At 67.4% G+C, this 21,574-nt stretch carries 21 protein-coding genes and 4 pseudogenes; 19 read left to right on the forward strand and 6 right to left on the reverse strand.

Features of this window, described 5'->3' with window-relative positions; all coding sequences use genetic code 11:
• Nucleotides 1-95: pseudogene (locus tag AB0I45_RS13440) on the forward strand (IS5/IS1182 family transposase); the annotation flags it as partial.
• On the opposite strand, the pseudogene AB0I45_RS13445 reads toward AB0I45_RS13440, so the two are convergent.
• A pseudogene (locus tag AB0I45_RS13445) lies at nucleotides 58-593 on the reverse strand (hypothetical protein); the annotation flags it as partial. The pseudogenes AB0I45_RS13440 and AB0I45_RS13445 sit on opposite strands and share 38 nt — an antisense overlap.
• A 274-nt stretch (nucleotides 594-867) precedes the next feature.
• Between AB0I45_RS13445 and lspA the strand changes: the two are divergent.
• Entirely contained in the window at nucleotides 868-1,371 is a 504-nt protein-coding gene (lspA, locus tag AB0I45_RS13450) for a signal peptidase II (protein WP_137318385.1), read from the forward strand.
• Nucleotides 1,372-1,714: 343 nt separating this feature from the next.
• Here lspA and AB0I45_RS13455 read toward each other — a convergent pair whose 3' ends face one another.
• Nucleotides 1,715-2,347, reverse strand: a complete 633-nt coding sequence (locus tag AB0I45_RS13455) for a class I SAM-dependent methyltransferase (protein WP_247619144.1) — start codon at nucleotides 2,345-2,347, stop codon at nucleotides 1,715-1,717.
• Between the two features lie 198 nt (nucleotides 2,348-2,545).
• Between AB0I45_RS13455 and AB0I45_RS13460 the strand changes: the two genes are divergently transcribed.
• The 3 genes and pseudogenes from AB0I45_RS13460 to AB0I45_RS13470 form a co-directional block, all read left to right on the forward strand.
• Nucleotides 2,546-2,905 (forward strand): metalloregulator ArsR/SmtB family transcription factor, encoded by a 360-nt coding sequence (locus AB0I45_RS13460; protein ID WP_137318387.1) that lies wholly within the window; start codon nucleotides 2,546-2,548, stop codon nucleotides 2,903-2,905.
• A complete protein-coding gene (locus tag AB0I45_RS13465; protein WP_137318388.1) occupies nucleotides 2,902-3,501 on the forward strand; it encodes a cadmium resistance transporter in 600 nt (199 codons plus the stop codon). Before AB0I45_RS13460 ends, AB0I45_RS13465 begins: the two co-directional genes overlap by 4 nt.
• An 80-nt stretch (nucleotides 3,502-3,581) precedes the next feature.
• Nucleotides 3,582-3,732: pseudogene (locus AB0I45_RS13470) on the forward strand (recombinase family protein); the annotation flags it as partial.
• A gap of 24 nt (nucleotides 3,733-3,756) precedes the next feature.
• Here the strand turns inward: AB0I45_RS13470 and AB0I45_RS13475 are convergent.
• Entirely contained in the window at nucleotides 3,757-5,124 is a 1,368-nt protein-coding gene (locus AB0I45_RS13475; RefSeq protein WP_360318828.1) for a phenylacetate--CoA ligase family protein, read from the reverse strand.
• 907 nt (nucleotides 5,125-6,031) lie between these two features.
• Here AB0I45_RS13475 and AB0I45_RS13480 point away from each other — a divergent pair.
• From AB0I45_RS13480 to AB0I45_RS13535, 12 genes are all read left to right on the forward strand, one after another.
• Entirely contained in the window at nucleotides 6,032-7,648 is a 1,617-nt protein-coding gene (locus AB0I45_RS13480; protein ID WP_360318831.1) for a cytochrome c biogenesis protein ResB, read from the forward strand.
• A gap of 1 nt (nucleotide 7,649) precedes the next feature.
• Nucleotides 7,650-8,693, forward strand: coding sequence for a c-type cytochrome biogenesis protein CcsB (gene ccsB / locus AB0I45_RS13485; protein ID WP_247619148.1), 1,044 nt, complete (start codon nucleotides 7,650-7,652; stop codon nucleotides 8,691-8,693).
• Nucleotides 8,694-9,046: 353 nt separating this feature from the next.
• Nucleotides 9,047-9,421 (forward strand): metalloregulator ArsR/SmtB family transcription factor, encoded by a 375-nt coding sequence (locus tag AB0I45_RS13490; RefSeq protein ID WP_247619149.1) that lies wholly within the window; start codon nucleotides 9,047-9,049, stop codon nucleotides 9,419-9,421.
• A complete protein-coding gene (locus tag AB0I45_RS13495; protein WP_247619150.1) occupies nucleotides 9,418-11,379 on the forward strand; it encodes a cation-translocating P-type ATPase in 1,962 nt (653 codons plus the stop codon). Before AB0I45_RS13490 ends, AB0I45_RS13495 begins: the two co-directional genes overlap by 4 nt.
• A gap of 126 nt (nucleotides 11,380-11,505) precedes the next feature.
• Nucleotides 11,506-11,892, forward strand: coding sequence for a metalloregulator ArsR/SmtB family transcription factor (locus AB0I45_RS13500; protein WP_137318393.1), 387 nt, complete (start codon nucleotides 11,506-11,508; stop codon nucleotides 11,890-11,892).
• Nucleotides 11,893-11,982: 90 nt separating this feature from the next.
• Nucleotides 11,983-12,594 (forward strand): TlpA disulfide reductase family protein, encoded by a 612-nt coding sequence (locus AB0I45_RS13505; RefSeq protein ID WP_360318836.1) that lies wholly within the window; start codon nucleotides 11,983-11,985, stop codon nucleotides 12,592-12,594.
• The gene (locus tag AB0I45_RS13510) at nucleotides 12,591-13,370 is read left to right on the forward strand and encodes a cytochrome c biogenesis protein CcdA (RefSeq protein ID WP_360318839.1); all 780 of its coding nucleotides are present in this window, start codon (nucleotides 12,591-12,593) and stop codon (nucleotides 13,368-13,370) included. Before AB0I45_RS13505 ends, AB0I45_RS13510 begins: the two co-directional genes overlap by 4 nt.
• Before the next feature lie 136 nt (nucleotides 13,371-13,506).
• Nucleotides 13,507-14,106, forward strand: coding sequence for a copper resistance CopC family protein (locus AB0I45_RS13515; protein ID WP_247619152.1), 600 nt, complete (start codon nucleotides 13,507-13,509; stop codon nucleotides 14,104-14,106).
• A gap of 30 nt (nucleotides 14,107-14,136) precedes the next feature.
• Complete coding sequence (locus tag AB0I45_RS13520) at nucleotides 14,137-16,140, forward strand: cytochrome c oxidase assembly protein (protein ID WP_247619153.1); 2,004 nt, start codon at nucleotides 14,137-14,139, stop codon at nucleotides 16,138-16,140.
• On the forward strand, nucleotides 16,137-16,829 hold the full coding sequence (locus AB0I45_RS13525) for a thioredoxin domain-containing protein (protein ID WP_247619154.1): 693 nt from the start codon (nucleotides 16,137-16,139) through the stop codon (nucleotides 16,827-16,829). The genes AB0I45_RS13520 and AB0I45_RS13525 overlap by 4 nt, the downstream gene beginning before the upstream one ends.
• Before the next feature lie 6 nt (nucleotides 16,830-16,835).
• A complete protein-coding gene (locus tag AB0I45_RS13530; RefSeq protein WP_137318396.1) occupies nucleotides 16,836-17,471 on the forward strand; it encodes a vitamin K epoxide reductase family protein in 636 nt (211 codons plus the stop codon).
• A gap of 155 nt (nucleotides 17,472-17,626) precedes the next feature.
• Nucleotides 17,627-18,511 carry a ligand-binding protein SH3 gene (locus AB0I45_RS13535; RefSeq protein WP_137318397.1) on the forward strand — a complete coding sequence of 295 codons (885 nt, stop codon included), beginning with the start codon at nucleotides 17,627-17,629 and terminating at the stop codon, nucleotides 18,509-18,511.
• A gap of 201 nt (nucleotides 18,512-18,712) precedes the next feature.
• Here AB0I45_RS13535 and AB0I45_RS13540 read toward each other — a convergent pair whose 3' ends face one another.
• Together AB0I45_RS13540 and AB0I45_RS13545 are read right to left on the reverse strand one after the other, a co-directional pair.
• On the reverse strand, nucleotides 18,713-19,633 hold the full coding sequence (locus AB0I45_RS13540) for a cation diffusion facilitator family transporter (RefSeq protein WP_137318398.1): 921 nt from the start codon (nucleotides 19,631-19,633) through the stop codon (nucleotides 18,713-18,715).
• 13 nt (nucleotides 19,634-19,646) lie between these two features.
• Nucleotides 19,647-20,039: a metalloregulator ArsR/SmtB family transcription factor gene (locus tag AB0I45_RS13545; protein WP_137318399.1), complete on the reverse strand. Its 393-nt coding sequence runs from the start codon at nucleotides 20,037-20,039 to the stop codon at nucleotides 19,647-19,649.
• Nucleotides 20,040-20,330: 291 nt separating this feature from the next.
• On the opposite strand from AB0I45_RS13545, the gene AB0I45_RS13550 reads away from it, so the two are divergent.
• Together AB0I45_RS13550 and AB0I45_RS13555 are read left to right on the forward strand one after the other, a co-directional pair.
• Entirely contained in the window at nucleotides 20,331-20,822 is a 492-nt protein-coding gene (locus AB0I45_RS13550) for a class I SAM-dependent methyltransferase (RefSeq protein ID WP_360318849.1), read from the forward strand.
• A 250-nt stretch (nucleotides 20,823-21,072) separates the two neighbouring features.
• A pseudogene (locus AB0I45_RS13555) lies at nucleotides 21,073-21,231 on the forward strand (transposase); the annotation flags it as partial.
• Between the two features lie 41 nt (nucleotides 21,232-21,272).
• Here the strand turns inward: AB0I45_RS13555 and AB0I45_RS13560 are convergent.
• Nucleotides 21,273-21,574: integrase core domain-containing protein (locus AB0I45_RS13560; protein ID WP_360318846.1), on the reverse strand; the 302-nt coding region annotated here is incomplete at its 5' end.

The following is a 21,574-nucleotide window of genomic DNA, read 5'->3' on the forward strand; positions in this document are numbered from 1 at the left end:
CCACCCGCTACGACAAACTCGCCATCGTCTACCGCGCAGCAGTCGTACTCAACGCGGCTATTGCGTGGCTACACCATTTATCGGACACGCCCTAGAGCCCATGGATCGATCCACAGTGGTTTGCCGAGATCTGCGGGCGGCACGCAGTCCATTGAGGACGACGATGATTTCGGCGATCTCGTGGACGAGGACGACGGCAGCCAGGCCGAGGACTCCGGTGATGGCCAGCGGCAGCAGCACGGTGATGATCGCCAGCGACAGGACGATGTTCTGGTTGATAATGCGCCGCCCCCGGCGCGCATGATCGACGGTGCGAGGAATCAGGCGCAGATCATCGCAGGTGAAGCCACGTCCGCCGATTCGACCGCCGCGTCCGAGCCCGTGGCTCCCATGGCGATGCCGATGTCGGCGGCTGACCTCGACGGGAATGGATTCGCCGGTGATCGCCGAGACGTCCAGGCTGCTGTCCCCGGAGCGCACGATGCCGTCGGTGGCCAAGCGCTCACCGGCGACAAGCCGGAGCATGTCCCCGGGGACGAGGCGCTCGACGGGGACGGTGCGGGTCGTGCCGCCGGCCGTGAGGACGGTGGCACTCGACGGGATCAGAGCCAGCAGGGCGCACCAGGCGGGTCGTTCGGAGGTGGTCGTATCACGGTGGGGCCCACGAAGAAGTCCGGCCTGTTCCTCCCCGAGAGGCAATAGCCTGAACCGGTAGCATCTGAGGGTGACGATAAGAAATGATGGGACAGGTTTGGGCCTGCGTTGGCCGTTGCGGCAGCCTCGCCGCTGCAGGGTGCGGGTGCCGAGGCGTCGGCCGGCCACGGGTTGGTGCCCCCACCGTCTGGTGTCGACACCCGTGGTCAGCCGGTGAGCGCTACGTCTGTACAGCGGCCCCGGCCTCGCGAGGTGGTTGGGCTGTTGGGCGGGGCGGGGATCCTGGCACTGGTGGATCTGGGGCTCAAGGTCCTGGCTCAGACCGCTTTACCCGCTGGGCAGGTAGTCGATCTGGGCTGGATCAGCTTGCGCGTCTTTTACAATCCGGGGGTGGCTTTCAGCCTCGGGGCGTCCTTGCCTGCCTGGATGGTGATCGCCGGGACCGGGCTGGTCCTCGCCGGATTGGTGTGGTATCTGCTGGCGAACGTCCGTGCTATGGGCACAGTGGCCCGAGGCGGAGCCGTTCTGCTGCTGGGCGGGGCCTTGGGGAACTTTGTAGATCGACTGGGCGGGGCCGGCGTGGTGGATTATCTGCACACCGGCTGGTTTCCCACCTTCAACGCAGCCGACGTCTTCGTCACCGTCGGGGTGGCGGGACTGGTCCTCGGGATGCTGCGGGAGCCTGCGTCCGGTATGAGGGACGGGGACACGGCCTGAACTAGATCGGCCGCCACCAGCTCAGCGCTTTGCATAGGTTCACCTGGCCGGCGTCGACGGGATGCACGGTTCACCAGCACACAATGACGAAGCAGTTGCGAGGGATTGCTCGGAGGTGATTGAGCCGACAGATCCTAAGGCGCATCCTGCTGGTCGTGGTAGCAGCAGACGCACAGCGCTGAGCGGTTCCGCTTTCCGGGGCACCGGTAATAGCCCTCATGACGGCTGGCCCCTTCGGCGATCGTGGTGTCCGGGGGCGCACCCGCCCGGTACAGTCGGGCTTGATGGACCTTATTTCGTGCCCACCCACGTCTGCTCGGTGCCGTCCCTCGCAGTCACGGTGTTACCCATGGTTTTTCCACGCGGGCGCGTGCTTGTCGTTGCCAGGATCGTCCTGGACTGTGTCCGGCTTCCGAGCGATGAAGCGCAGGACCCGACCGCCGAAGGAGACCCGGATGCGGAGCGGGCCGAGGCCAGCCTGTTCCAGGACCGGTTCGAAGGTGGCGGGTTCGATGAGTCGGTGCGCAGAGCGGTCGGCCACGTGCACCAGGGAGGCCATCCGTGAGGCCAGCAGGTCGTATCCCACGAAGGACCCGCCGGGTCGTAGGACCCGCGCCGCCTCGGTCACCGCGCGTTCCCACTCGATCACGTGATGGAGCATGAGGAAGCTCAGCACAATGTCGAACGACTGGTCATTGAAAGGTAGCCGGGTGGCATCGGCTTGGCGCGCTTGAGCAGTGGGGAGTCGGGTGAGGAGCCGCTGCGCAGCCTTGACCATCGCGGGATCGGCGTCGGTCGTGGTGAGGTGCACCTGGGGGTGGGCCCGAGCGATTGCTCCGGCCATCGCTCCGCTACCCCCACCGATCTCGAGCACGTTGCCGGCGAGAGGCAAGCCCTGAATCGCCCAGGGAACCATTCGCCGGGCCAGAAGGCGCCACGGCCGGCTGCGACAGAATGAGGCTTCCAGGGCGGACATCCTCGGCATGACCCTTCTCTTGGCGCACCCGCGTGGTCGAAGCCGAGATTAGTCCTACGAGCGCGAATGAACTATTTGTTGGTCAGCATCAAGCGTAAACCTGCACCCGAGTACTGGGTACAAGACCTCGGCGGGCAGCAGTTCTCCACTGAGCGGGCAAGTTGCCCCTTATTCAGCGAACAATGTACAGTTCATCGAATGCTGACCATTACCAATCATCTTGACGTGATGAACCGCCTAGGCCGCGCCATGGCTGACCCGACGCGCTCCCGCATCCTGCTGATGCTGCTTGAGGGGCCGAACCATCCGGCGGTGATAAGCCGGGAGCTGGGCCTGTCGCGGTCGAATGTTTCCAACCATCTGGCGTGCCTGCGGGACTGCGGCATCGTGGTGGCCGAGCCGGAAGGCAGGAAAACCCGGTACGAGATCGCTGATCCGCACCTGACCCGCGCGCTGACTGCGTTGCTGGAGACGACCTTGGCGGTTGACCAGGGGGCCAGCTGCATTGACCCTGCATGTTCCGTTCCAACGCGCTGCAAGATGGAGGCAGGCGCATGATCCTGTCATCCGTGCTGCAGGCGATCGGCCTGTTCATTGTCACCAACATCGACGACATCATCGTGCTCTCACTGTTCTTCGCCCGCGGTGCGGGCCAGCGGGGCACCACGGCCCGGATTTTGGCCGGTCAGTATCTCGGGTTCGGCGGCATCCTGGCCGCCGCCGTGCTCGTCACGTTGGGAGCGGATGCATTCCTGCCCCCGCAAGCCATTACCTACTTCGGGCTCATCCCGTTGTTCCTCGGCCTGTGGGCGGCATGGCAAGCGTGGCGCGGAGACGACGACGATGATGATGAGGCGAAGGTCAGTGGTAAGAACGTCGCCGTACTGACCGTCGCCGCTGTCACCTTCGCCAACGGCGGGGACAACATCGGCGTGTATGTTCCGGTCTTCCTCAGCGTGGGGCCGGCCGCCGTCATCGCCTACTGCATCGTGTTCCTCGCGCTCGTCGCGGTCCTCGTCGTGATGGCCAAGTTCGTCGCGACTCGCCGGCCGATCGCCGAGGTGCTCGAACGCTGGGAGCACGTGCTGTTCCCGATCGTCTTGATCGGTCTTGGGGTGTTCATCCTCGTCGAGGGCGGCGCGTTCGGGCTCTGACTCCCGGCACTTCATGGACAGGATCAAGATGCTCGGGGCCGCCAAGGAAAACTGCGGCTCGCCGCCCCTTCTCGCCAACAGTCACAGGTTATGCGCGGGACTCGAAGGCCGACGGGCCCCAGACCACGGACCTGCAACGCGACGCCCTGCTCGCCGGGGGGATCGCGTCGGAGCGGCTGTATTGAGGACTGGGCCTCAGGGCAGAAGGACAACCGGCCGCAACTGGCCGCCCCACCTCAAGTCTCTAGTAGCCGGTCAGCGCAGCGGGATGACCGAGCGGAACTTGCCCCCCGGAGTTGGCTGGGGTGGTCCCTCGCCGCGGGCCACGATGACGTGGCCGAGTCCGTGGTCCCCCAGCAGGCGCCGAATCTCTGCGTGCACCGCCTGCCGGACGTGCTCCGCGTCGGTCCCGGCGGCGGACTGCAGACGGACATCGAGGTGGGCAGGAGCGGTGTGCACGAGCTGGACCAGCTCCACGCCGGGAACGCGGTCGAGCAGCGCAGTGATGGCCAGCGACGGGAGCGTCACCGGCTCGCCGGCGGGGGTGTGAAAAGCGAGCAGGTCAGCGGTGCGGCCCTGCACCCGGATGGCGGGCAGCGGGTCGCCGCACGGGCAGGGATCAGGCCGGACGAAGACGACGTCGCGGAGGTCGTAACGCAGGATCGGCTGGACCCTGTTCGCGAGGTTGCTGAGCAAGGTGGTGTGCGACGCCTGACCCGGGGGGACCGGACGGTAATCGGCGTCGACCGGCTCGAGGAGAACCCAGTCGCTGTTGACGTGGAGCCACCCGTACTGGCAGCTGTAGGTGAGGAAGGGGCACTCGGTGGCGGCGTAGCCCTGGCGGACCTTGGCGCCGAGCGCGGCGGAGATCCTGTCGTACTCCCCTGCGGGAAGGCCCTCGGCGGACAAGACCACCAACGCCGGGTCGATGTGCAGGCGACCGGCGCGCTGCTCAGCGGCCAGCAGCGCGGCCATCGTGGCGTACGGAGCAAGAATGGCCGGACGGAAGCGGTTGAGCCCAGAGACCAGCTGCGCCATGGGTGTATGCACGCCGAACACCCCGATCCGGCTGCGGACTAACCGGTTCCTGCGCAACGCGGCAGCCGCGGCGAGGGAGGCGTAGTGGCCCCCGGTGGCGGTGATCATGGCGACGCGCCCGCCGCGGGCAATGATGCGGAGCAGATCGGCAGGGGTGAGCCAAGCACTGAGCAGCCGCGCCAGCAGGGCGGTGGTCACCGCGAGGGACCGCTCGTCCAGCAGGAAGATGCCCCGGGTGCCGGTGGTTCCGGAGGTGGTCCCCACCGTGTAGCGGCCGCGGAACTTCTCGCCCACCAGGGCGGGATCCTCGACGAATGCCCGCGCGGCGGACAGGGTGACCTCCCGGTCGGTCACCCAGTCATCGAAGTGGGACATCAGTTGGGCCTTGCTCGTGACGGGCAGCATCATCGGGTCCGTGACGTGCTCGGGCAGGTGCTGATACAACCGGCGGTAGAAGGGTGACCGGGCGCGCGCGTAGGTGACCATCCCTGCAAATCGCTCGTGTTGCCGCTGGGCGGTCGCCTCCCTGCCCTGCCGGTGGGTGGCACGGGCATCGCGCAGCAGCCAGAGTCTGCTTTCGGTCATGCGCGCTCCTTGCCACTTCGAGCAGCCACGTTCCCGGCGTCGCGTCAGACCGTGGGTCCGGGGTTCACGGCCAGCGCGGCAACGTCCGGAGCGACTGCGGGCTCAGCTCACCACCGGCCGAGCACGGCGTCAAGCTCTCAGCACAGTCGTCTACAGGGAGTTGGTCTGCGTCTCGGTGAACCGCGTCACCGCGGCACCGACAGTGATGAAGACGTCGGCCAGGTTGAAGGCGGAAAACCATCCCGTGTGGAGGTAGCCGGTCACCACCCCATCGGCGGCCCGCTCTCCGAGGGGAGCTGCAGCCGGAGCAGGCGGACTCCGGCACCTGAACCTCCCACACCTCGCCGGAAATCACTGATCATCAGCCGAGAACGGCAGACCGTTGCGGATGCGGCTTCGCCGTGATCGCAGGCACGATCGGGGCTGTTGAGGGGCACTGAAAGACTCTCCGTGCCCGGACCTGCACCGGTGTTCGTCTCGGTGTACCGGCCTGCGGCATTCCATGTTCCAAACATCAGCTGAATCCGAGACACTGGGGTCGACATCTCCCGCCGGAGACAAAGGGCGGTTCAACCGAATGCGTATCGGTCACTCCATACTGTATGGTTCAGTGCGTGCTGACTATTGCGCCTCGGACGAGAGAGGATCATCGCCTCGGCAGGTTCCGGTCGATCGGAACCTTGACGCAGCGGGCAACGTCGAAGGGACGAAGGTCGATGGTCCCTCGCCATCATCGCCCAACCTTGTGAAAGCACGCTACCCGTTCCGACCGCCCCGCAAGAGCCCTGTACCGACGTGGTCAGACGGATGCGGCTGGTCGTCGTCTCGCTGCAGAGACTGAGCGGCGGGTTTGAGGCGGTCATCTGAGACAGCAAGCATGAGACGAGAAGAAGCGAACGAGACGTTGATGAAGACCTTCCCGGATCAAGATGAGGGACGGAAGCCGGCGCCTTCCAGCAAGCCAGCGCGTGCGGCAGAGCCGGCGCCCGCCAATATCGGCTTCGTCGGGATGGTGCGCTGGGCGTGGCGGCAGTTGACCACCATGCGGGCGGCGCTGATCCTGCTGCTGATCCTGGCCCTGGCCGCCATCCCGGGATCGCTGCTGCCGCAGCGGATCCAGGACCCGATCCGGGTGACCACCTTCATCGAGGAGAACGGGGCCTGGGGCGAGTTCCTCGACCGTCTGCAGCTGTTCGACGTCTACTCCTCCGTCTGGTTCTCCAGCGTCTACATCCTGCTCATGATCTCGCTGGTCGGCTGCGTCCTGCCGCGCACCGCCCAGCACTGGAGGGCGATGCGGCAGGCGCCGCCGAAGGCTCCCCGCAGGCTGTCCCGGATGCCGGGCTACCAGACTTTCGAACGCGAGACAGATCCCGAGGAGCTCCTCGACCGGGCCGAGGCCCGGCTGAAGAAGCAGGGCTACCGGACGATCCGGGCAGGCGATCATGTCGCGGCCGAGCGCGGCTACCTGCGGGAGACCGGTAATCTGGTCTTCCACGCCTCGCTGCTGGCCCTGGTCGTCACGATGGCGATCGGATCCCTGTTCGGCTATTCGGGGCAGCGGGTGCTCGTCGAGGGCGACACGTTCGCCAATTCGCTGGTGGCCTACGACTCCTTCGAGCCGGGCACCTACTTCGACGCGGACCGGCTCGACGATTTCCGGATCCGGCTCGACTCCTTCGAGTCGAGCTTTGACGACCAGGCGATCGGCAATCAGTTCGGCCAGCCCCGCACGTTCGAGGCCGACATCACCGAGTTCTACGAGGGGCAGGAGACCCGGCACCGGCTGGAGGTCAATCAGCCGATCCGGATCGGTGGCACCGGAATCTATCTCACCGGCAACGGCTACGCCCCGGTCTTCACCACCCGCGACGCCCAGGGCAACGTGACCTTCTCCGGGCCGGTCGTGTTCCTGCCTCAGCCCGAGGCCTCGGGATACGGCTCGCGGGGAGTGCTCAAGGTGCCCGACGCGCAGCCAGACCAGCTCGGGTTCGTCGGCTTCCTGCTCCCCACCGCAGGACTCAACGACGACGGTGAGCTGATCTCGCGGTTCGCCGAGCTGCGCAACCCCTACGTCGTGATGAGCGCTTACCGGGGAGATCTGGGGCTCGACACCGGGGTGCCGCAGTCGGTCTACGATCTGGACGCGGACAACATGACCGCGATCATCGATGCCGCCGGCAATCCGATCACGCTCGAGCTGACACCGGGTGAGACCGTGCAGCTGCCGGACGGCTTGGGCAGCGTGACACTGGAGGGCATCGACCGGTTCATGGCCATCGATATCCGCCATGATCCCACGCAGGGGCCGATGCTGGTGTTCTCGATCCTGCTGATGGTCGGACTGGGCCTGTCGCTGTTCGTGCCGCGGCGCCGGATGTGGGTCCGCACGACCGGCGGCGAGGTCGAGGTAGCAGCACTGGCCCGCGGTGAGGATCCCCGGGTCGAGCACGCCGCCCGCGACCTGGCAGCAGAACTTCACGACCGAGCACGCAACCCGGAACGACCGGCGAAGGGACACTGAAATGGACGTCAACATCGAGCTGGCCACATGGTCGAATCTGCTGATCTACTCAGCGATGGCGGTCTACGCAATCGCCTTCATCACCTACGCCTTCGACCTCTTCGGCGGCCGGACGCTCAAGTCCGCCGTCCGACAGCGGCAGTCGGCGCAGGCGGTTGCCGCCGGCAGCCGAGTCCGGCGGACCGCCCGCCGGACCGGTTCCGTCGCCGTGCTGGAAGACGACGATGCTGGATCGGGCTCGCCGGCCGATCGGCATGGCGACGGGGCGGGCAATGCCGACCCGACCACGGGCCGGAGCAGGCGACTGGCCCGGGTCGGGACCTCACTGACAGCACTGGCGCTGGTGCTCCACGCGGCGGCGGTGGCCACCCGCGCCCTGTCCGTGATGCGCGGCCCCTGGGGCAACATGATGGAGTACGCGCTGACCACCTCGGCGCTGGCCGTCATCCTCTACCTCGCGGCGCTGAAGTATCGCGATCTTCGGTACCTCGGCACCTTCGTCTCCGGGGCAGTGCTCGTGACCCTGGGCCTGTGCATCACGGTGTTCTACACGCCGGCCGCGCAGCTGGTCCCGGCACTGCAGTCCTACTGGATCTACATCCACGTGCCCATCGCGATCCTGTCGACGGCACTGCTGTCCATCTCCGCGGCGCTGGCAGTCTTCCAGATCATCAAGGCGGCCACCGAGCAGCGCACGACACCCAGGTGGCTGCGCTTCATGGACCGCCTGCCCTCCAGCGAGAACATCGAGCAGGTCTCCTACCGCATCGCCGCCGTCGGCTTCATCACCTGGACCTTCACCCTGATCGCCGGCGCCGTGTGGGCCGAACTCGCCTGGGGCCGCTACTGGGGCTGGGACACCAAGGAGATCTGGACCTTCGTCGTGTGGGTCGTCTACGCGGCCTACCTGCACGCACGCGCCACCCGCGGGTGGGGGCCGACCAGAGTCGCCGTGCTCAACCTCACCGGCTTCGCCTCGGTCGTGTTCAACTTCGCCGTCGTCAACATCTACTTCAGCGGCCTGCACTCGTACTCCGGGGTGTGAAAGCCGGCTCGGACGCGGCTGCTTTCGCACCCAACGCCGCACCCGAATCCCGATGGCGATGAGCTTCACCATCCCCATCCTGGTCGGATCCGCCCTGGGATACTTCGCTCTGCGCGAGGCCCCCCGACAGCATTACCTTCGCCGTCCTTGGCCTCACGGGCCGTATTCTGACCACCGGGTGGCATCGAGGAGATGATCTCCGAGGCCCACGAGGCGGCACCAGCCGCCTGGACCCCGTCCTCCTTACGGTCGGTATCGTGCTGTTCACCCTCATCTCCGTCTACCTCCGGGCCTGATCCATCGTAAAAGCCGGCACGGCGCCTATGGGTCAGCCCATGGTGTATGGTCAGTGCATGCTGACTATTGCTTCTCGTGTGGATGTGATGAACCGGTTGGGTCGCGCGATGGCGGATCCGACGCGGTCACGGATTCTGCTGTCGCTGCTGGACTCACCCAGCTATCCGGCCGCGCTGGCCCGGGATCTCGGGTTGACGCGGACGAACGTGTCGAACCACCTGGCGTGCCTGCGGGGGTGCGGGATCGTGGTCTCCGAGCCGGAGGGCCGCCAGACCCGGTACGAGATCGCGGACCCGCACCTGGCGGCGGCACTGACAGGACTGGTGGATGTGACGCTAGCGGTCGAGGAGAACGTGGCATGCATCGACCCGGCCTGCACGGTTCCCGGCTGCTGCGACGCACAGGGGTCCGTCTCGGAGGACGCCTCGTGAGCGCCGCATGCGGCTGCGATGAGCCGGTCACCGCACCCCGTGGCGAGGCCGAGGAGGTGGAGCGTCCGTGGTGGCGTGACCCGGGTCTGCTGCTCCCGATCTTCTCCGGGGTCGCCTTCATTACGGGTCTGATCCTGGAGTGGTCGGGCCTGGAGACGGCGGCGTCGGTGGTGTTCTGGGCCGGCCTGCTGCTGGGGGCGTACACGTTCGTGCCCGGCGCGATCCGGAGCCTGATCACCAAGCGCAAGCTCGGGATCGGCCTGCTGATGACGATCAGCGCGATCGGCGCGGTCATTCTCGGCTATGTCGAGGAGGCAGCGGCGCTGGCGTTCTTGTACTCGATCGCGGAGGCGCTGGAGGACAAGGCGATGGATCGGGCCCGCGGCGGCCTGCGGGCGCTGCTGAAGCTCGTGCCCGAAACCGCGACCGTCCTCCGCGGCGGCAACCCGGTGGAGGTGCCGGCCCGGGAGATCACGGTCGGGCAGGTGCTGGTGGTCGGGCCCGGGGAGCGGGTCGCCACCGACGGCATCGTCCGGGCGGGGCGGTCGAGCCTGGACACCTCTGCGATCACGGGCGAATCGATCCCCGTCGAGGTCGAATCCGGTGATGAGGTCTCGGCCGGGGCGATCAACATCGCCGGCGTGCTGGAGGTCGAGACGACCGCCGCGGGCACAGACAACTCGCTGACCACGATCGTCGAGCTGGTCGAGCAGGCCCAGGCCGAGAAGGGCGACCGGGCGCGCATCGCCGACCGGATCGCTCGCCCGCTGGTGCCCGGGGTCATGATCCTGGCCGTCCTCGTCGGCGTGATCGGGTCGCTGCTGGGTGACCCGCAGCTGTGGATCACCCGGGCCCTGGTGGTGCTGGTCGCGGCCAGCCCGTGTGCGTTGGCGATCGCGGTGCCGGTCACGGTGGTCTCGGCGATCGGCGCGGCGAGCAAGTTCGGCGTCATCATCAAGAGCGGTGCCGCGTTCGAACGTCTCGGCGGGATCCGGCATCTGGCAGTGGACAAGACCGGCACCCTGACCCGGAACCAGCCGACCGTGACCACGGTGATCCCGGCCGGCGGCAGGGACGCGGACCAGGTGCTGGCCTACGCCGCCGCCGTCGAGCAGCACAGCACCCACCCCCTGGCGGCGGCCATCACCAATGCCGCGGCCGGGGCGCCGGTGGCCCAGGACGTGTCCGAGGAGGCCGGGCACGGCATCTCCGGGATTGTTGAGGGGCAGCGGGTGACGGTGGGCAGCCCCCGCTGGATCGACCCCGGATCGCTCCAGGCTCGGGTCGCGGCCCTGGAGGCCGAGGGGCAGACCTGCGTGCTGGTCACCGTCGACGGCACCGTCGCCGGCGCCATCGCGGTCCGCGACGAGCTGCGCCCCGAGGTGCCCGAGGTCATCCGCACCCTCAACCACCAGGGCGTTGAGGTCAGCATGCTCACCGGCGACAACGCCCGCACCGCAACCGCGCTGGCACAGATCGCCGGGATCACCGACGTGCACGCCGAGCTGCGCCCGAAGGACAAGGCGCGCATCGTCGCGGGATTAGCCCAGCACCGACCGACGGCGATGATCGGCGATGGCATCAACGACGCCCCCGCCCTCGCGGGAGCGACGGTGGGGATCGCGATGGGCGCGACCGGGTCCGATGCGGCGATCGAATCCGCCGACGTCGCCTTCACCGGCCACGACCTGAGCCTGATCCCACCGGCGTTGCGCCACGCGCGGCGCGGTCGGAGGATCATCAACCAGAACATCGCGCTGTCGTTGGCGATCATCATCGTGCTGCTGCCGTTGGCGATCACCGGCGTGCTCGGGCTGGCCGCGGTCGTGCTGGTCCACGAGGTCGCCGAGGTGATCGTGATCGCCAACGGACTCCGCGCCGCCCGCACCCGCCGCGTCCTCGCACACCAACCACACCCCACCGTGGATGCGGTGAGGCAACCAGCCGGAGCGCAGTAAACGAATCAGCCCGCCCCTTCGCGGGCTTCGGAGTCGCCGGAGCGGATTTCCACCTTCGACTCCTCTCGCCTTCGTGTGTGGAGGCCCCGGTGCGGGGAAGATCAGGATTCCCGATATCATCGGCGCGTGACGATTATCAGTGAGGCGCGGTCGGACCGTGCCGGGGGGCTTGCCCCTGTCGCGGCCGTGTTCCATTCGTTCAGCGACCCGACGCGGCTGGCCATCGTCAAGCGGCTGGCGGTGGAGGAGGCGCGCGTATCCGATCTGGTGAGCGAGCTGGCGCTGGCCCAATCGACGGTGTCTGCACACATGGCCTGCTTGCGCGACTGCGGTCTGGTTGCCGGCAGGGCGCAGGGGCGCAGCGTGTACTACTCGCTGAGCCGGCCCGAGGTGCTCGAGCTGCTCGCTCAGGCCGAGGCGCTGCTGGCTGTCACTGGCAAGTCGGACAGCGTGTGCTGCACCTACGTGCGCGACGCCAAGCAGCAGTCCCTTCCGGGAGGCTGCGATGCGTGACGTCCGTTGCCCCGAGACTTGGGAACCCGTCCCATCGGCGTGAAAGCCGTCAACAGTCGAGCTGCCCCATCGTCAGGAGTTTGAGAAAGAGTGTTGTCCCCGCATGTGTCGCGCCGATCGTTGATCCGCCGGTCCGGTGCTCTCACCGCCATCATCGCTCTCGGGCTGGCCGGGTGCGGTGGCGCCGATGATGAGCCGGCCGGGCAGGCCGGCAGCGAGCAGGGCTATGTTGCCGGGTCTGGTGTCATCACCCAGCTTGCCGTGGGCGAGCGGGGTGAGCCGATCGAGTTGGCCGCCGAGTACACCGACGGCACAGCCTTTGATCTTGCCGACTGGCGCGGGGCCCCGGTGGTGCTCAACCTCTGGTACGCCGCGTGCCCCCCGTGCCGTGAGGAGGCTCCCGCCCTGCAGGCCAATTACGAGCGGTACCAGGACGACGGCGTGAGGTTCTTGGGCATCAACGTCCGCGATCAGGCCCCAGCCGCCGAGGCGTTCGCGAACACCTTCGGTCTGACGTTTCCGTCCATGCTGGATCAGGACGGGGTCGGTGTGGCAGCACTGAGCACCGTGCTGCCGCCGCAGGCGGTGCCCTCCACGGTCGTCCTCGACGCTCAGGGGAGGCCGGCGGCCCGGGTGGTCGGGGCGGTCGATGAGTCCACTCTCAAAGCGCTGATCGCTGACGTGCTGGACGAGTCGGCATGACACTGGCGGCCCCCATCGGGGAGGTGTTCTCGCAGACCGTGCTGACCGGACCGATGCTGCTGGCGATCCCGGTGGCCATCCTGGCCGGGGCGGTGTCCTTCCTGTCCCCCTGCGTTCTGCCGCTGGTTCCCGGCTACGTCGGCTACATCACCGGGCTGGGCGCCACCGCACTGACTGACCGGAAACCCAGCAAGGTCATCATCGGGGTATCGCTGTTCATGACCGGCTTCGCCGTCGTCTTCGTCGCCATGGGCCTGGCGTTCAGCGCGGCCGGCGTGCTGCTCAGCCAGTGGGCCGATGTCCTCAACCGGGTGATGGGGATCGTCGTCATCCTCGCCGGCATCGTGTTCATGGGCGGCATCGGCATGTTCCAGCGCAGCACCCAGATCAGCAAGCGCCCACCGGCCGGGCTGTGGGGTGCCCCCGCCCTGGGTGCCACCTTCGCGCTCAGCTGGGCCCCGTGCATGGGGCCGACACTGGCGGCGGTGCTGGCCTTGTCGACCAGCTTCGGCGCCACCGGCACCGACGGCATCTGGCGTGGCGCGGCGCTGACGCTGATGTACTGCCTCGGACTCGGGGTGCCGTTCATCGTCGTGGCCGTGCTCATCGTCAAGGGCACCGGCAGGCTGCAATGGGCCAGAGACCATCAGATCCTGATCAGCCGGATCGGCGGCGGGATGCTCATCATCATCGGACTGCTGCTCGTCACCGGGGTGTGGACCCAGTGGGTCAACAGTCTGCAGGGCATGATCGGCGGCTTCCAGACGATCATCTGATGAGCCAGGTGCTTTCCACCCCAGGGCTCGCCATTGCTCCCCCACAGTCACCTGCGCGGGCTGGTACACTGACCCCGTTCTCTACAGGAGGTAGAAATTGATTCGCAGAGTTGCAGTGCGGCCGGTCAGCCGCCTCGTGAGCGTTCTGGCAGTGCTGTTGGCGGTCGTCTTGCTGCCGGTCGCCCCGGCGGCGGCGCATGACGTCGTGACCGGGACGAATCCCGAAGACGGGCAGAGCCTGGATGCCGTCCCCGAGGCGATTGAGGTCTCCTTCTCCAACGCTCCTCTGTCGATGGGGTCGGAGATCCTGATCAAGGACGCGGCGGGGACGAACTGGGCCGAGGGAGGCGTCGAGATCGATGGCAACATGGCCGTCCAGCCGATTAATCCCGAGGCGCCCGCCGGTGAGTACACGGTGACCTGGCGGGTCGTGTCCTCGGATTCCCATCCGATCGACGGTTCGTTCTCCTTCACCGCGACCGACGGTGCCGGTGCTTCCTCCTCCCCCAACCCGGGGCAGACAGGGGCCGAGGCTTCCCAGCCGGCGCAGCCCGTGGCCGAGCCCGCCGCGCCGGAGCAGCCGCAGACGGAGACTCAGCAGGCGGCCGCCGACGAAGCCGACACGGGAGTGCCGCTCAGTTTCGTGATCGTCCTGGCCCTCCTCGTCATCGCACTGGGGCTTGTCGTCGTCGCCGTGGTGGCCCGCCGCCGGCGGTTGGAAAGCGACGAGGCATGACCGGTGCCCCCGGACTCCGAATGCCATCCGATGGGTAGTGCCCCGGCCGAAACTCCGGCCGGGACCGGGCGCTGGCGCTCCGCGGCCTGGCTCGTGGCCGCCTTTGCGGTCGCGGTTGCCGCTGTCGTGGCAAGTGCGGCGTTCTCCGGGGCGGCGGCAGAACGCGAAGCGTTGGATCCCGGCGCGTTCGTGCGCTGGGCGCTGCCGATCGCGCTGACCGTGCACCACCTGGCGCTGGCCGTCGTCGTGGGTTGCCTGATCTTCGCGGCAACGATCCTGCCCCCCGGAGATGACGAGTCGGCGCCCGGGCCTTCGCGCCCGCACCCGGCGTTCGTCCGCGTGCGGGCGGTCGCCGCCGTCGTGTCCCTCGTGTGGCTGGGGGCTGCGGTGGTCGTGCTGGTGCTGACGTATGCCAATCTCGCCGGCCAGCCGGTGTCGGACAGTGCCGAGTTCGCCAGCCAGCTGGCCTACTTCCTGACTGATCTGCTCGTCGGGCAGGCGTGGGGTGCGATCACCCTCATTGCCTTCCTCGTGTGCAATCTGACCTTCCTTGTCCGCTCCACCACGGGCCTGGCCGGCACGGCCCTGCTCGCCCTGGCCACCATCGTCCCGATCTCGCTGATCGGGCACGCCGCCGGCAGCGACGATCACTTCGCCGGCGTCGGTGCGCTGGCCGTGCACTGGCTCGGCGTGCTGGTGTGGGTCGGCGGGGTGGCGGCCCTGGCCGTCACCGCGCCGATCCTCGCCTCCAACCACGGTGCCCACCTGGCGAAATCGGTGCTCTCCCGCTTCTCGGTGCTGGCCGGTGTGGCGTTCTTCCTCGTCCTGGCCTCCGGCGTGCTCAACTCCGTGCTCCGCCTCGGCGGGTGGGAGGGGCTGCTGAGCCGGTACGGTCAGCTGATCCTCATCAAGCTCGCCGCAACCCTGCTGCTCGGCGCCATCGGGCTGGCCCATCGCAGCTGGGCCATCGCCCAGGTCGGGCGCAAGTCCGGCGGGCAGACGGCGTGGCGGCTGGTCATCGCCGAAGTGCTCATCATGGGCGGAGTCATCGGGGTCACCGGGGCCCTCGGCCGGACCGCTCCGCCGGTCCCGCGGGAGCCGGAACCGGCGATCACCCCGGCCGAGATCCTCACCGGCTATCTGTTGCCGCCGGACCTGACCTGGTTCCGGTGGTTCACCGAGTGGCGGTGGGACTGGCTGTGGGTGGCCTTCTCCCTCACCGCGGCCGCCGTGTATCTCCTCGGGGTGCGCAAGGCCCACGCTGCCGGGCATCGGTGGCCGTGGCAGCACACCGCCAGCTGGCTGACCGGACTGCTCGTCCTGGTCTATGTGACCTGCGCGGCCCCGACGATCTACGGCATGGTGCTCATCAGCGTGCACACCGTCATGCTGTTGGCCATCACCGTGCTCATCCCGCTGCTGTTGGCCCTCGGCGCTCCCCTGTACCTGCTGGCCCTGACCGTGCAGCGGCGCACCGACGGCAGCCGGGGACCCCGGGAATGGCTGCACGCCGCCAGCTCAGCCGCCGGCCCAGCGCTGCGGAACCCGCTGCTCAGCGGTGCGGTGGTGGCCGTCTCGCTCGGTCTGCTCTACTACACCCCGCTGCTGCGCCTGGCCCTGGATTTCTGGATCGCCCACCAGATGGCCAACCTGTACTTCCTGCTCATCGGGTTCTGGTTCATGACCACGGTGACCCGCCCCCGAACCGCGGCACGAACACTGTCCCGGCGGATCATCGCCGTGGCCGGGCTGGCCGGGGCCCTCCTGCTCTGGGCGACCGTGCTCGCGTTCGGCGTCACCCCCGTCCTCGAGGTGGACTGGTTCGGCAACCTCGCCCGCACCTGGGGGCCGTCCATCACCGCCGACCAACAGCGTGCGGGCACCGCCGTGCTGCTGGCCGGAGTGACCCCGCTCGCGATTCTGCTCACCACGCTCCTCCTGCACCGACCACACCCGACGCCCGCCGGCACTGCGGGTGCCCTCCAACCCTCCTCCACCGCCTCCCGCCGACCGGACAGAACGGATCATCCATGAACCCCGCCAACCGAAGCGTTCTCGTGAAGAGCAAGTCCCTTGTCTGGATCCTGATGGCGGCCGCCGTGATCGCCGCCATCGTCGTGGTCGTCATCGTGCGCGGCAACGCTCCCGACACGACCACCGAGTCCGCCACGCCGGCAGGGACGGCAGAGACCGGGCAGCTCGTCCGCGAGAACAGCCGTGTGCTGTCGCAGGCGCCGAACGAGAAAGCGGTACTGGTGGAGTTCCTCGACTTCGAATGCGAGGGCTGCCGGGCCGCCTATCCCCTCGTCGAGGAGCTGCGGGTCGAGTACGCCGACTCCGTGACCTTCGTCCACCGCTACTTCCCGCTGCCCGGACACCGCAACGCGATGAACGCGGCCCTGGCCGTGGAGGCCGCCGCCCAGCAAGGCGCCTACGAACCGATGTACCAGCAGATGTTCGAAACCCAACCCGAATGGGGCGAATCCGCCGACGACAAGAGCGCGGTCTTTCGCTCCTTCGCCGAAGACCTGGGCCTGGACATGGAAGCCTACGACGCGGCAGTCAAAGATCCGGCCACCCAGGATCGGGTCGAACTCGACTTGGCCGACGGCATCGCCCTGAACGTGAGCGGAACGCCGACGTTCTTCCTCGACGGGCAACTCCTCGCTCCGAGCAGTCTCGACGAGCTCCGCGCTGCGCTCGACGCAGCCGTTGCGGAGTGACAGGCCATGCCGGACGCTACCGCCACGCTCGATCATCGCCCCGCTGAAGCCAGTAGTCCCCGGTTCGCCCGACCGCGCCCTTTCGCGGTCCTGCTGCTGGTCACGGGCATCATCGGGTGGGTGGCTTCGGCAGTACTCGTCGCTGAACGGCTGGCGCTCTTCCGGGACCCGGAGCACGTCACGAGCTGCGACATCAATCCGTGGGTCTCCTGCGGCAAGGTCATGGGCAGCTGGCAATCCGAGCTGTTCGGGTTTCCCAATCCGCTGATCGGGATCGTCGCCTTCGCCGTGATCATCACCACCGCCATGGCCGTCCTCGCCGGAGCACAGCTGGGACGCTGGTACTGGATCGGTCTGCAGGTCGCTGTGAGCCTGGGCACCGTCTTCGTCATCTGGCTGTGGTCCCAAGCCCTCTTCAGCCTCTACCTCCTGTGCCTGTACTGCATGGTCGTGTGGGCCGCGATGATCCCCCTCTTCCTCCTCCTGACGATCCGCAACCTCGTCCACGGCATCATCCCCGCCCCCGCCGGGCTGGTCCGGTTCACCGCAGACTGGGCATGGACGCTGGTGGCCCTCATCTACATCGCGGTAGCCGCCTCGGTCTACCTCCGGTTCTTCCCCGCTTTCACCTCCCCCCTCTGAGACGACCCAGCCGGCGCGGTGGCGGTATGTCGCCCGCGCAACACCACGTGACACTCGTCACCCTTATCTCGTTCGTTACCGTTTTGTCATCTCCTCGTGCGTCAGTACACTCGAAGATAACGAAATGGTCACAACTGCGTTAAGGGTTTAGTCGAATGGGTAAGCACTCGGATCCGAAGCCGTCCTGGAGCGCGAACGCGCGCACCCTGATCCGGAACGTCGCCGCGGGCGACCGCAAGCATGCCGGTCGCCATAGTCAGGAGCCGAGCACCGCCACCGGGGTTCTCAAGTCCGTCAGGCGCCGCCCGATGGTCGCCGCCATCGCACTGCCGGCAGCTGCCACGACCGCGATCGTGGCCTCCTCGTTCGCCTTCGCACCCACGGACACCGCCAGCGTCGTCACGGCCGAGGAGCAGGCAGCCACCGCCAGCGCGGATCCCGGCGCCCAAGACGTTCCCACGAAGGATGCCGAGGAACGTGAGAAGGAGCGGGAGGCGGCCGCCGAGGAGTATCGGAAGTCCCTCGAAGACGATCCGAAGTACAACCAGAAGCCAGAGGTGAAGGCCGCGCTGCCGGCCCCTGAGCCCCCGAAGGAGAGCGCGTCGTCGGAGACCTCCGGCGGAGAATCCTCGGACCGGGGTTCGAAGTCCTCGCGCTCCGACAGCCGCGAATCCTCGGGCCTCTCCGATGAGCCCTGCTCGGTGTCCACCGAGATTGAACCCAAGCTCACCGCGAACGCTAAGAAGGGCTACCGGGCGGTCTGCGCCGAGTTCCCCGAGGTGAAAACCTTCGGCGGACCGCGCAACGATCCGGGATCCGACCACCATACCGGCCAGGCCCTCGACATCATGATCACCGATCCCACGGGTCAGCAGATCACAGAGTTCGCGATCAAGCACGCGTCCGAGCTCGGAGTGAAATACGTGATCTACAAGCAGAAGATCTACGCTCCCTACACCGGCTGGGAGGGACGGGCCATGGAGGACCGTGGCTCGGCCACCGCCAACCACATGGACCACGTCCACGTCTCCTTCAACTGAACAGACCGACCGGCCGCTGCCCCGTCCCCCATGGGAGCAGCGGCCGGTCCCATCCCCCGGCGATCATGACCACTTCCGGCACCAGATCGCCCCGCCATCAACCACGGCGGTACCGCGGACCTAACACCAGACAGACAGCATCGACTGCGGCCCATCGCAGTCGGGTTCGCCGGCTGGAGGCGATGCCGAACACCCGGTTCGTCAGGCGTGCTGGACTGCGGGCAGTTCCCGGTCTCGCAGGGCAGCCGTTTCCACCTGGATCGTGGCGTGATCGAAGGCGACGGGGAAGTGCTCCTTGACGCAGGCGAGGATCGCCTCCAGGATCTGCGGGGCGTGACCGGATTCGAAGCAGTCGTCGTCGACGACGACGTGCGCGGAGATGACCGGCAGGCCGGTGCCGATCATCGAGGCGTGCAGATCGTGCACATCGCGGACGTGCTCGAGCTCCAAGATGTGGGCGCGGACGTCTTCGAGATCGACTCCCTTGGGAGTGAACTCCATCAGCACCCGCACGGTCTCGCGCAGCAGCCGGAACGCGCGGGGGACGATCAAAGCCGCGATGAACAATCCGGCGATGGTGTCGGCGCGCTGGAACCCGGTGGTCGCGATCACGATCGCCGCAATGATCACGCCCAGAGACCCCAGGGCATCGTTGAGCACTTCGAGAAACGCCGCACGCATATTGAAGTTCGCCTCGCGGTTGGATGCCAGCACAGCGATCGCGGCGATATTGGCGACCAGGCCGATCACCCCGAACACCAGCAGCTCCGTGCCGGGCACCTCGGCAGGTTCGAACAGTCTGCGGATACCCTCGACGGCGGCATAGGTGCCGACCACGAGCAGCAGCACAGCCTGCCCGAGCGCGGCGATGACCTCGATCCGGGCGAAACCCCACGTCCGCTCACTGCTCGGCGGACGCAGCATCATCGTCGCCGCGATGACCGCCACCAACAGCCCGGACGCATCAGCCAGCGCATGAGCGGTATCCGTCAGCAGAGCCAGGCTGCCGGTGATCACGCTGCCCACCGCTTGCGCCACAACAATGACGGCGATGATGCAGAACGCGATCACCAGCCGCCGGCGCGTCCCCCGATCAGCCCGCTCCGGGACATGACTGTGCACGTGCCCACCCCTATCAGTTTCCGCCATACCCCTCATCCTCCCCAACGATCGGCTCGTGATGATCGTGGTCACGCAACGAAAGCGACACCCCGGACGCCCTCAGCAGCTCATCCGCGCTCTCGACCAGATCCTCCAGTCGGGCCGGATCGGCCAGCGAGAACCACGAGGACCGCCCCTCCGCGCGCACGGTGACCAGTCCGCAGTCACGCAGACAGGCCAAATGCTTGCTGACTGTCGACTGCGCAAGATGCATGTGGTGGACCAGATCCCGCACGCGGTGCTCACCGCTGGCCAAGTGCTCCAGCAGCGCCAGGCGCGTCGGCTCGGCCAGCGCATGGAACAGCGCCGCATAAGCACTGCGGTCTTCGGACCAAACGGTGGTCTCAGCAACACCATCAATCGCCATACGACGATGATAGCACGAAGCAGCGATGGTTCGGGGAGCGGATCACGTCGCCTCGATGCGCCCGCTCTCACCGTCCACAAGCCGCACGCGCCCTCGACGAGGATGAACACACCGCGACCGATCAAGACGATCGGGAAGAGGACGTGCTCCCACCCGTTCGAGCGCCTCTTCGGTCGGCCGGCGACGAGCGCGAGGAACCCGAACACAGCACGCGACAACGGCGGCCGGCACCGCGGAGGAAGACCGGAGCATACTCTTGGACCCTCGGAGGGTGACATGCGTATGAACCGGATGGAGGCGGCGCTGGTCGACTCACCACCGCGACGCCTGCTCCAGCGCTTCGAGGCTCGGCGTCTGATCGCGCTGGGTGGTCGCACCCCGGGCGCTCGGGTGGCCGAACTTGGCTGTGGCCCCGGGTCCGGCACCAAGCTGATCCTCGATGTCTTCGGCGCCGCACCGGTCGACGCCGTCGACCTCGACCCGGCGATGATCGTCAAGGCACGCCGCCAGCTGACTCGGTACCACGGTCGGGTGAACCTCGTTGAAGGGTCGGCGACTGACCTGGCCGCGGCTTTCGCTGCGTTCGGTGGTGGTGGCAACGCGAGCTACGACGCGGTGTTCGACTTCGCCGACCTCGTCGCCCGGACGCGCCAGCTCATCACGCACGCGGTGCTGTGCCAGAGACACCTCACCCGACCCCATCGGCAGCTCGGCCACCTCGGCTGCAGCGCGGGACACCTCGGCGAGGGGGCGCAGGGAGCGGTGGACCCACCACCAGCCTAGCAGGCCCGCCAGCACCAGAGCCGCCGACGCTCCCAGCACCTGCACCCGGGCCAGCGTGGCCTTGGTCGCTTCCACGGGAGCCGTCGGCAGTCCGGTGATCACCACGCCCTCATCAGCCGCTGATTTCGCCTTGACGAGGTAGCTGCCTTCCTCCAGGTCGAGCGTCCGCATCAGCGTCTCCGCCCCGTCGATCTTCTCGGCTAGGGCGTGTCTGACAATGATGTGGTTCGCTGACTGAGAGCCTGGGAGCATGTCGAGATTCCAACTGCTCACGGATGCTCAATGGTCGCTGATCGCTGACTTGCTGCCTGCTCCGACCGGCCGCAGGGGCCGGCCCTTCGCTGATGCCCGCCAGATGGTCGAGGGCATCATCTACCGCTACCGATGCGGGATCGCCTGGCGGGACCTTGTCAAGCCCTGGGTTTGGTAGAGGCTTCTTTTCTTGGTTTCCTATGCGGCCACGCCTGTAGTGGTCTGCTGTTTGATCCAATCAGAATGCGCCTCGATCGGCGGCCGGTAGTGCAGCGCCGAATGCAGTCGGACGTGGTTGTACCAAGCCACCCACTTCGACGTCTCGGCCATCACTTCGATCACTCCCGACCACTCCCGCCGGTCGATCAGTTCGGCCTTGTACACCGAGTTCAGCGCCTCGGCCATCGCGTTGATGCTCCTATAGTTGTCAAGCCGTGATTTCGCCTGTTCGTGGGTTGGTCTTGATGAGGTGGTAGACCTCGCGGATGACGTAGCGTTTC

The sequence above is a fragment of the Brevibacterium sp. NPDC049920 genome, from assembly GCF_040656435.1.
In the GTDB taxonomy this organism is placed as follows: domain Bacteria; phylum Actinomycetota; class Actinomycetes; order Actinomycetales; family Brevibacteriaceae; genus Brevibacterium; species Brevibacterium pityocampae.

Excerpts from the sequence above, each read along its gene's own strand:
- AB0I45_RS13455 (WP_247619144.1), bottom strand. The coding sequence starts at position 2,347 with ATGTCCGCCCTGGAAGCCTCATTCTGTCGCAGCCGGCCGTGGCGCCTT.
- AB0I45_RS13460 (WP_137318387.1), top strand. The coding sequence starts at position 2,546 with ATGCTGACCATTACCAATCATCTTGACGTGATGAACCGCCTAGGCCGC.
- AB0I45_RS13465 (WP_137318388.1), top strand. The coding sequence starts at position 2,902 with ATGATCCTGTCATCCGTGCTGCAGGCGATCGGCCTGTTCATTGTCACC.
- AB0I45_RS13475 (WP_360318828.1), bottom strand. The coding sequence starts at position 5,124 with ATGACCGAAAGCAGACTCTGGCTGCTGCGCGATGCCCGTGCCACCCAC.
- AB0I45_RS13480 (WP_360318831.1), top strand. The coding sequence starts at position 6,032 with ATGAAGACCTTCCCGGATCAAGATGAGGGACGGAAGCCGGCGCCTTCC.
- ccsB (WP_247619148.1), top strand. The coding sequence starts at position 7,650 with ATGGACGTCAACATCGAGCTGGCCACATGGTCGAATCTGCTGATCTAC.
- AB0I45_RS13490 (WP_247619149.1), top strand. The coding sequence starts at position 9,047 with ATGCTGACTATTGCTTCTCGTGTGGATGTGATGAACCGGTTGGGTCGC.
- AB0I45_RS13510 (WP_360318839.1), top strand. The coding sequence starts at position 12,591 with ATGACACTGGCGGCCCCCATCGGGGAGGTGTTCTCGCAGACCGTGCTG.
- AB0I45_RS13520 (WP_247619153.1), top strand. The coding sequence starts at position 14,137 with ATGGGTAGTGCCCCGGCCGAAACTCCGGCCGGGACCGGGCGCTGGCGC.
- AB0I45_RS13525 (WP_247619154.1), top strand. The coding sequence starts at position 16,137 with ATGAACCCCGCCAACCGAAGCGTTCTCGTGAAGAGCAAGTCCCTTGTC.
- AB0I45_RS13530 (WP_137318396.1), top strand. The coding sequence starts at position 16,836 with ATGCCGGACGCTACCGCCACGCTCGATCATCGCCCCGCTGAAGCCAGT.
- AB0I45_RS13535 (WP_137318397.1), top strand. The coding sequence starts at position 17,627 with ATGGGTAAGCACTCGGATCCGAAGCCGTCCTGGAGCGCGAACGCGCGC.
- AB0I45_RS13545 (WP_137318399.1), bottom strand. The coding sequence starts at position 20,039 with ATGGCGATTGATGGTGTTGCTGAGACCACCGTTTGGTCCGAAGACCGC.
- AB0I45_RS13550 (WP_360318849.1), top strand. The coding sequence starts at position 20,331 with ATGGAGGCGGCGCTGGTCGACTCACCACCGCGACGCCTGCTCCAGCGC.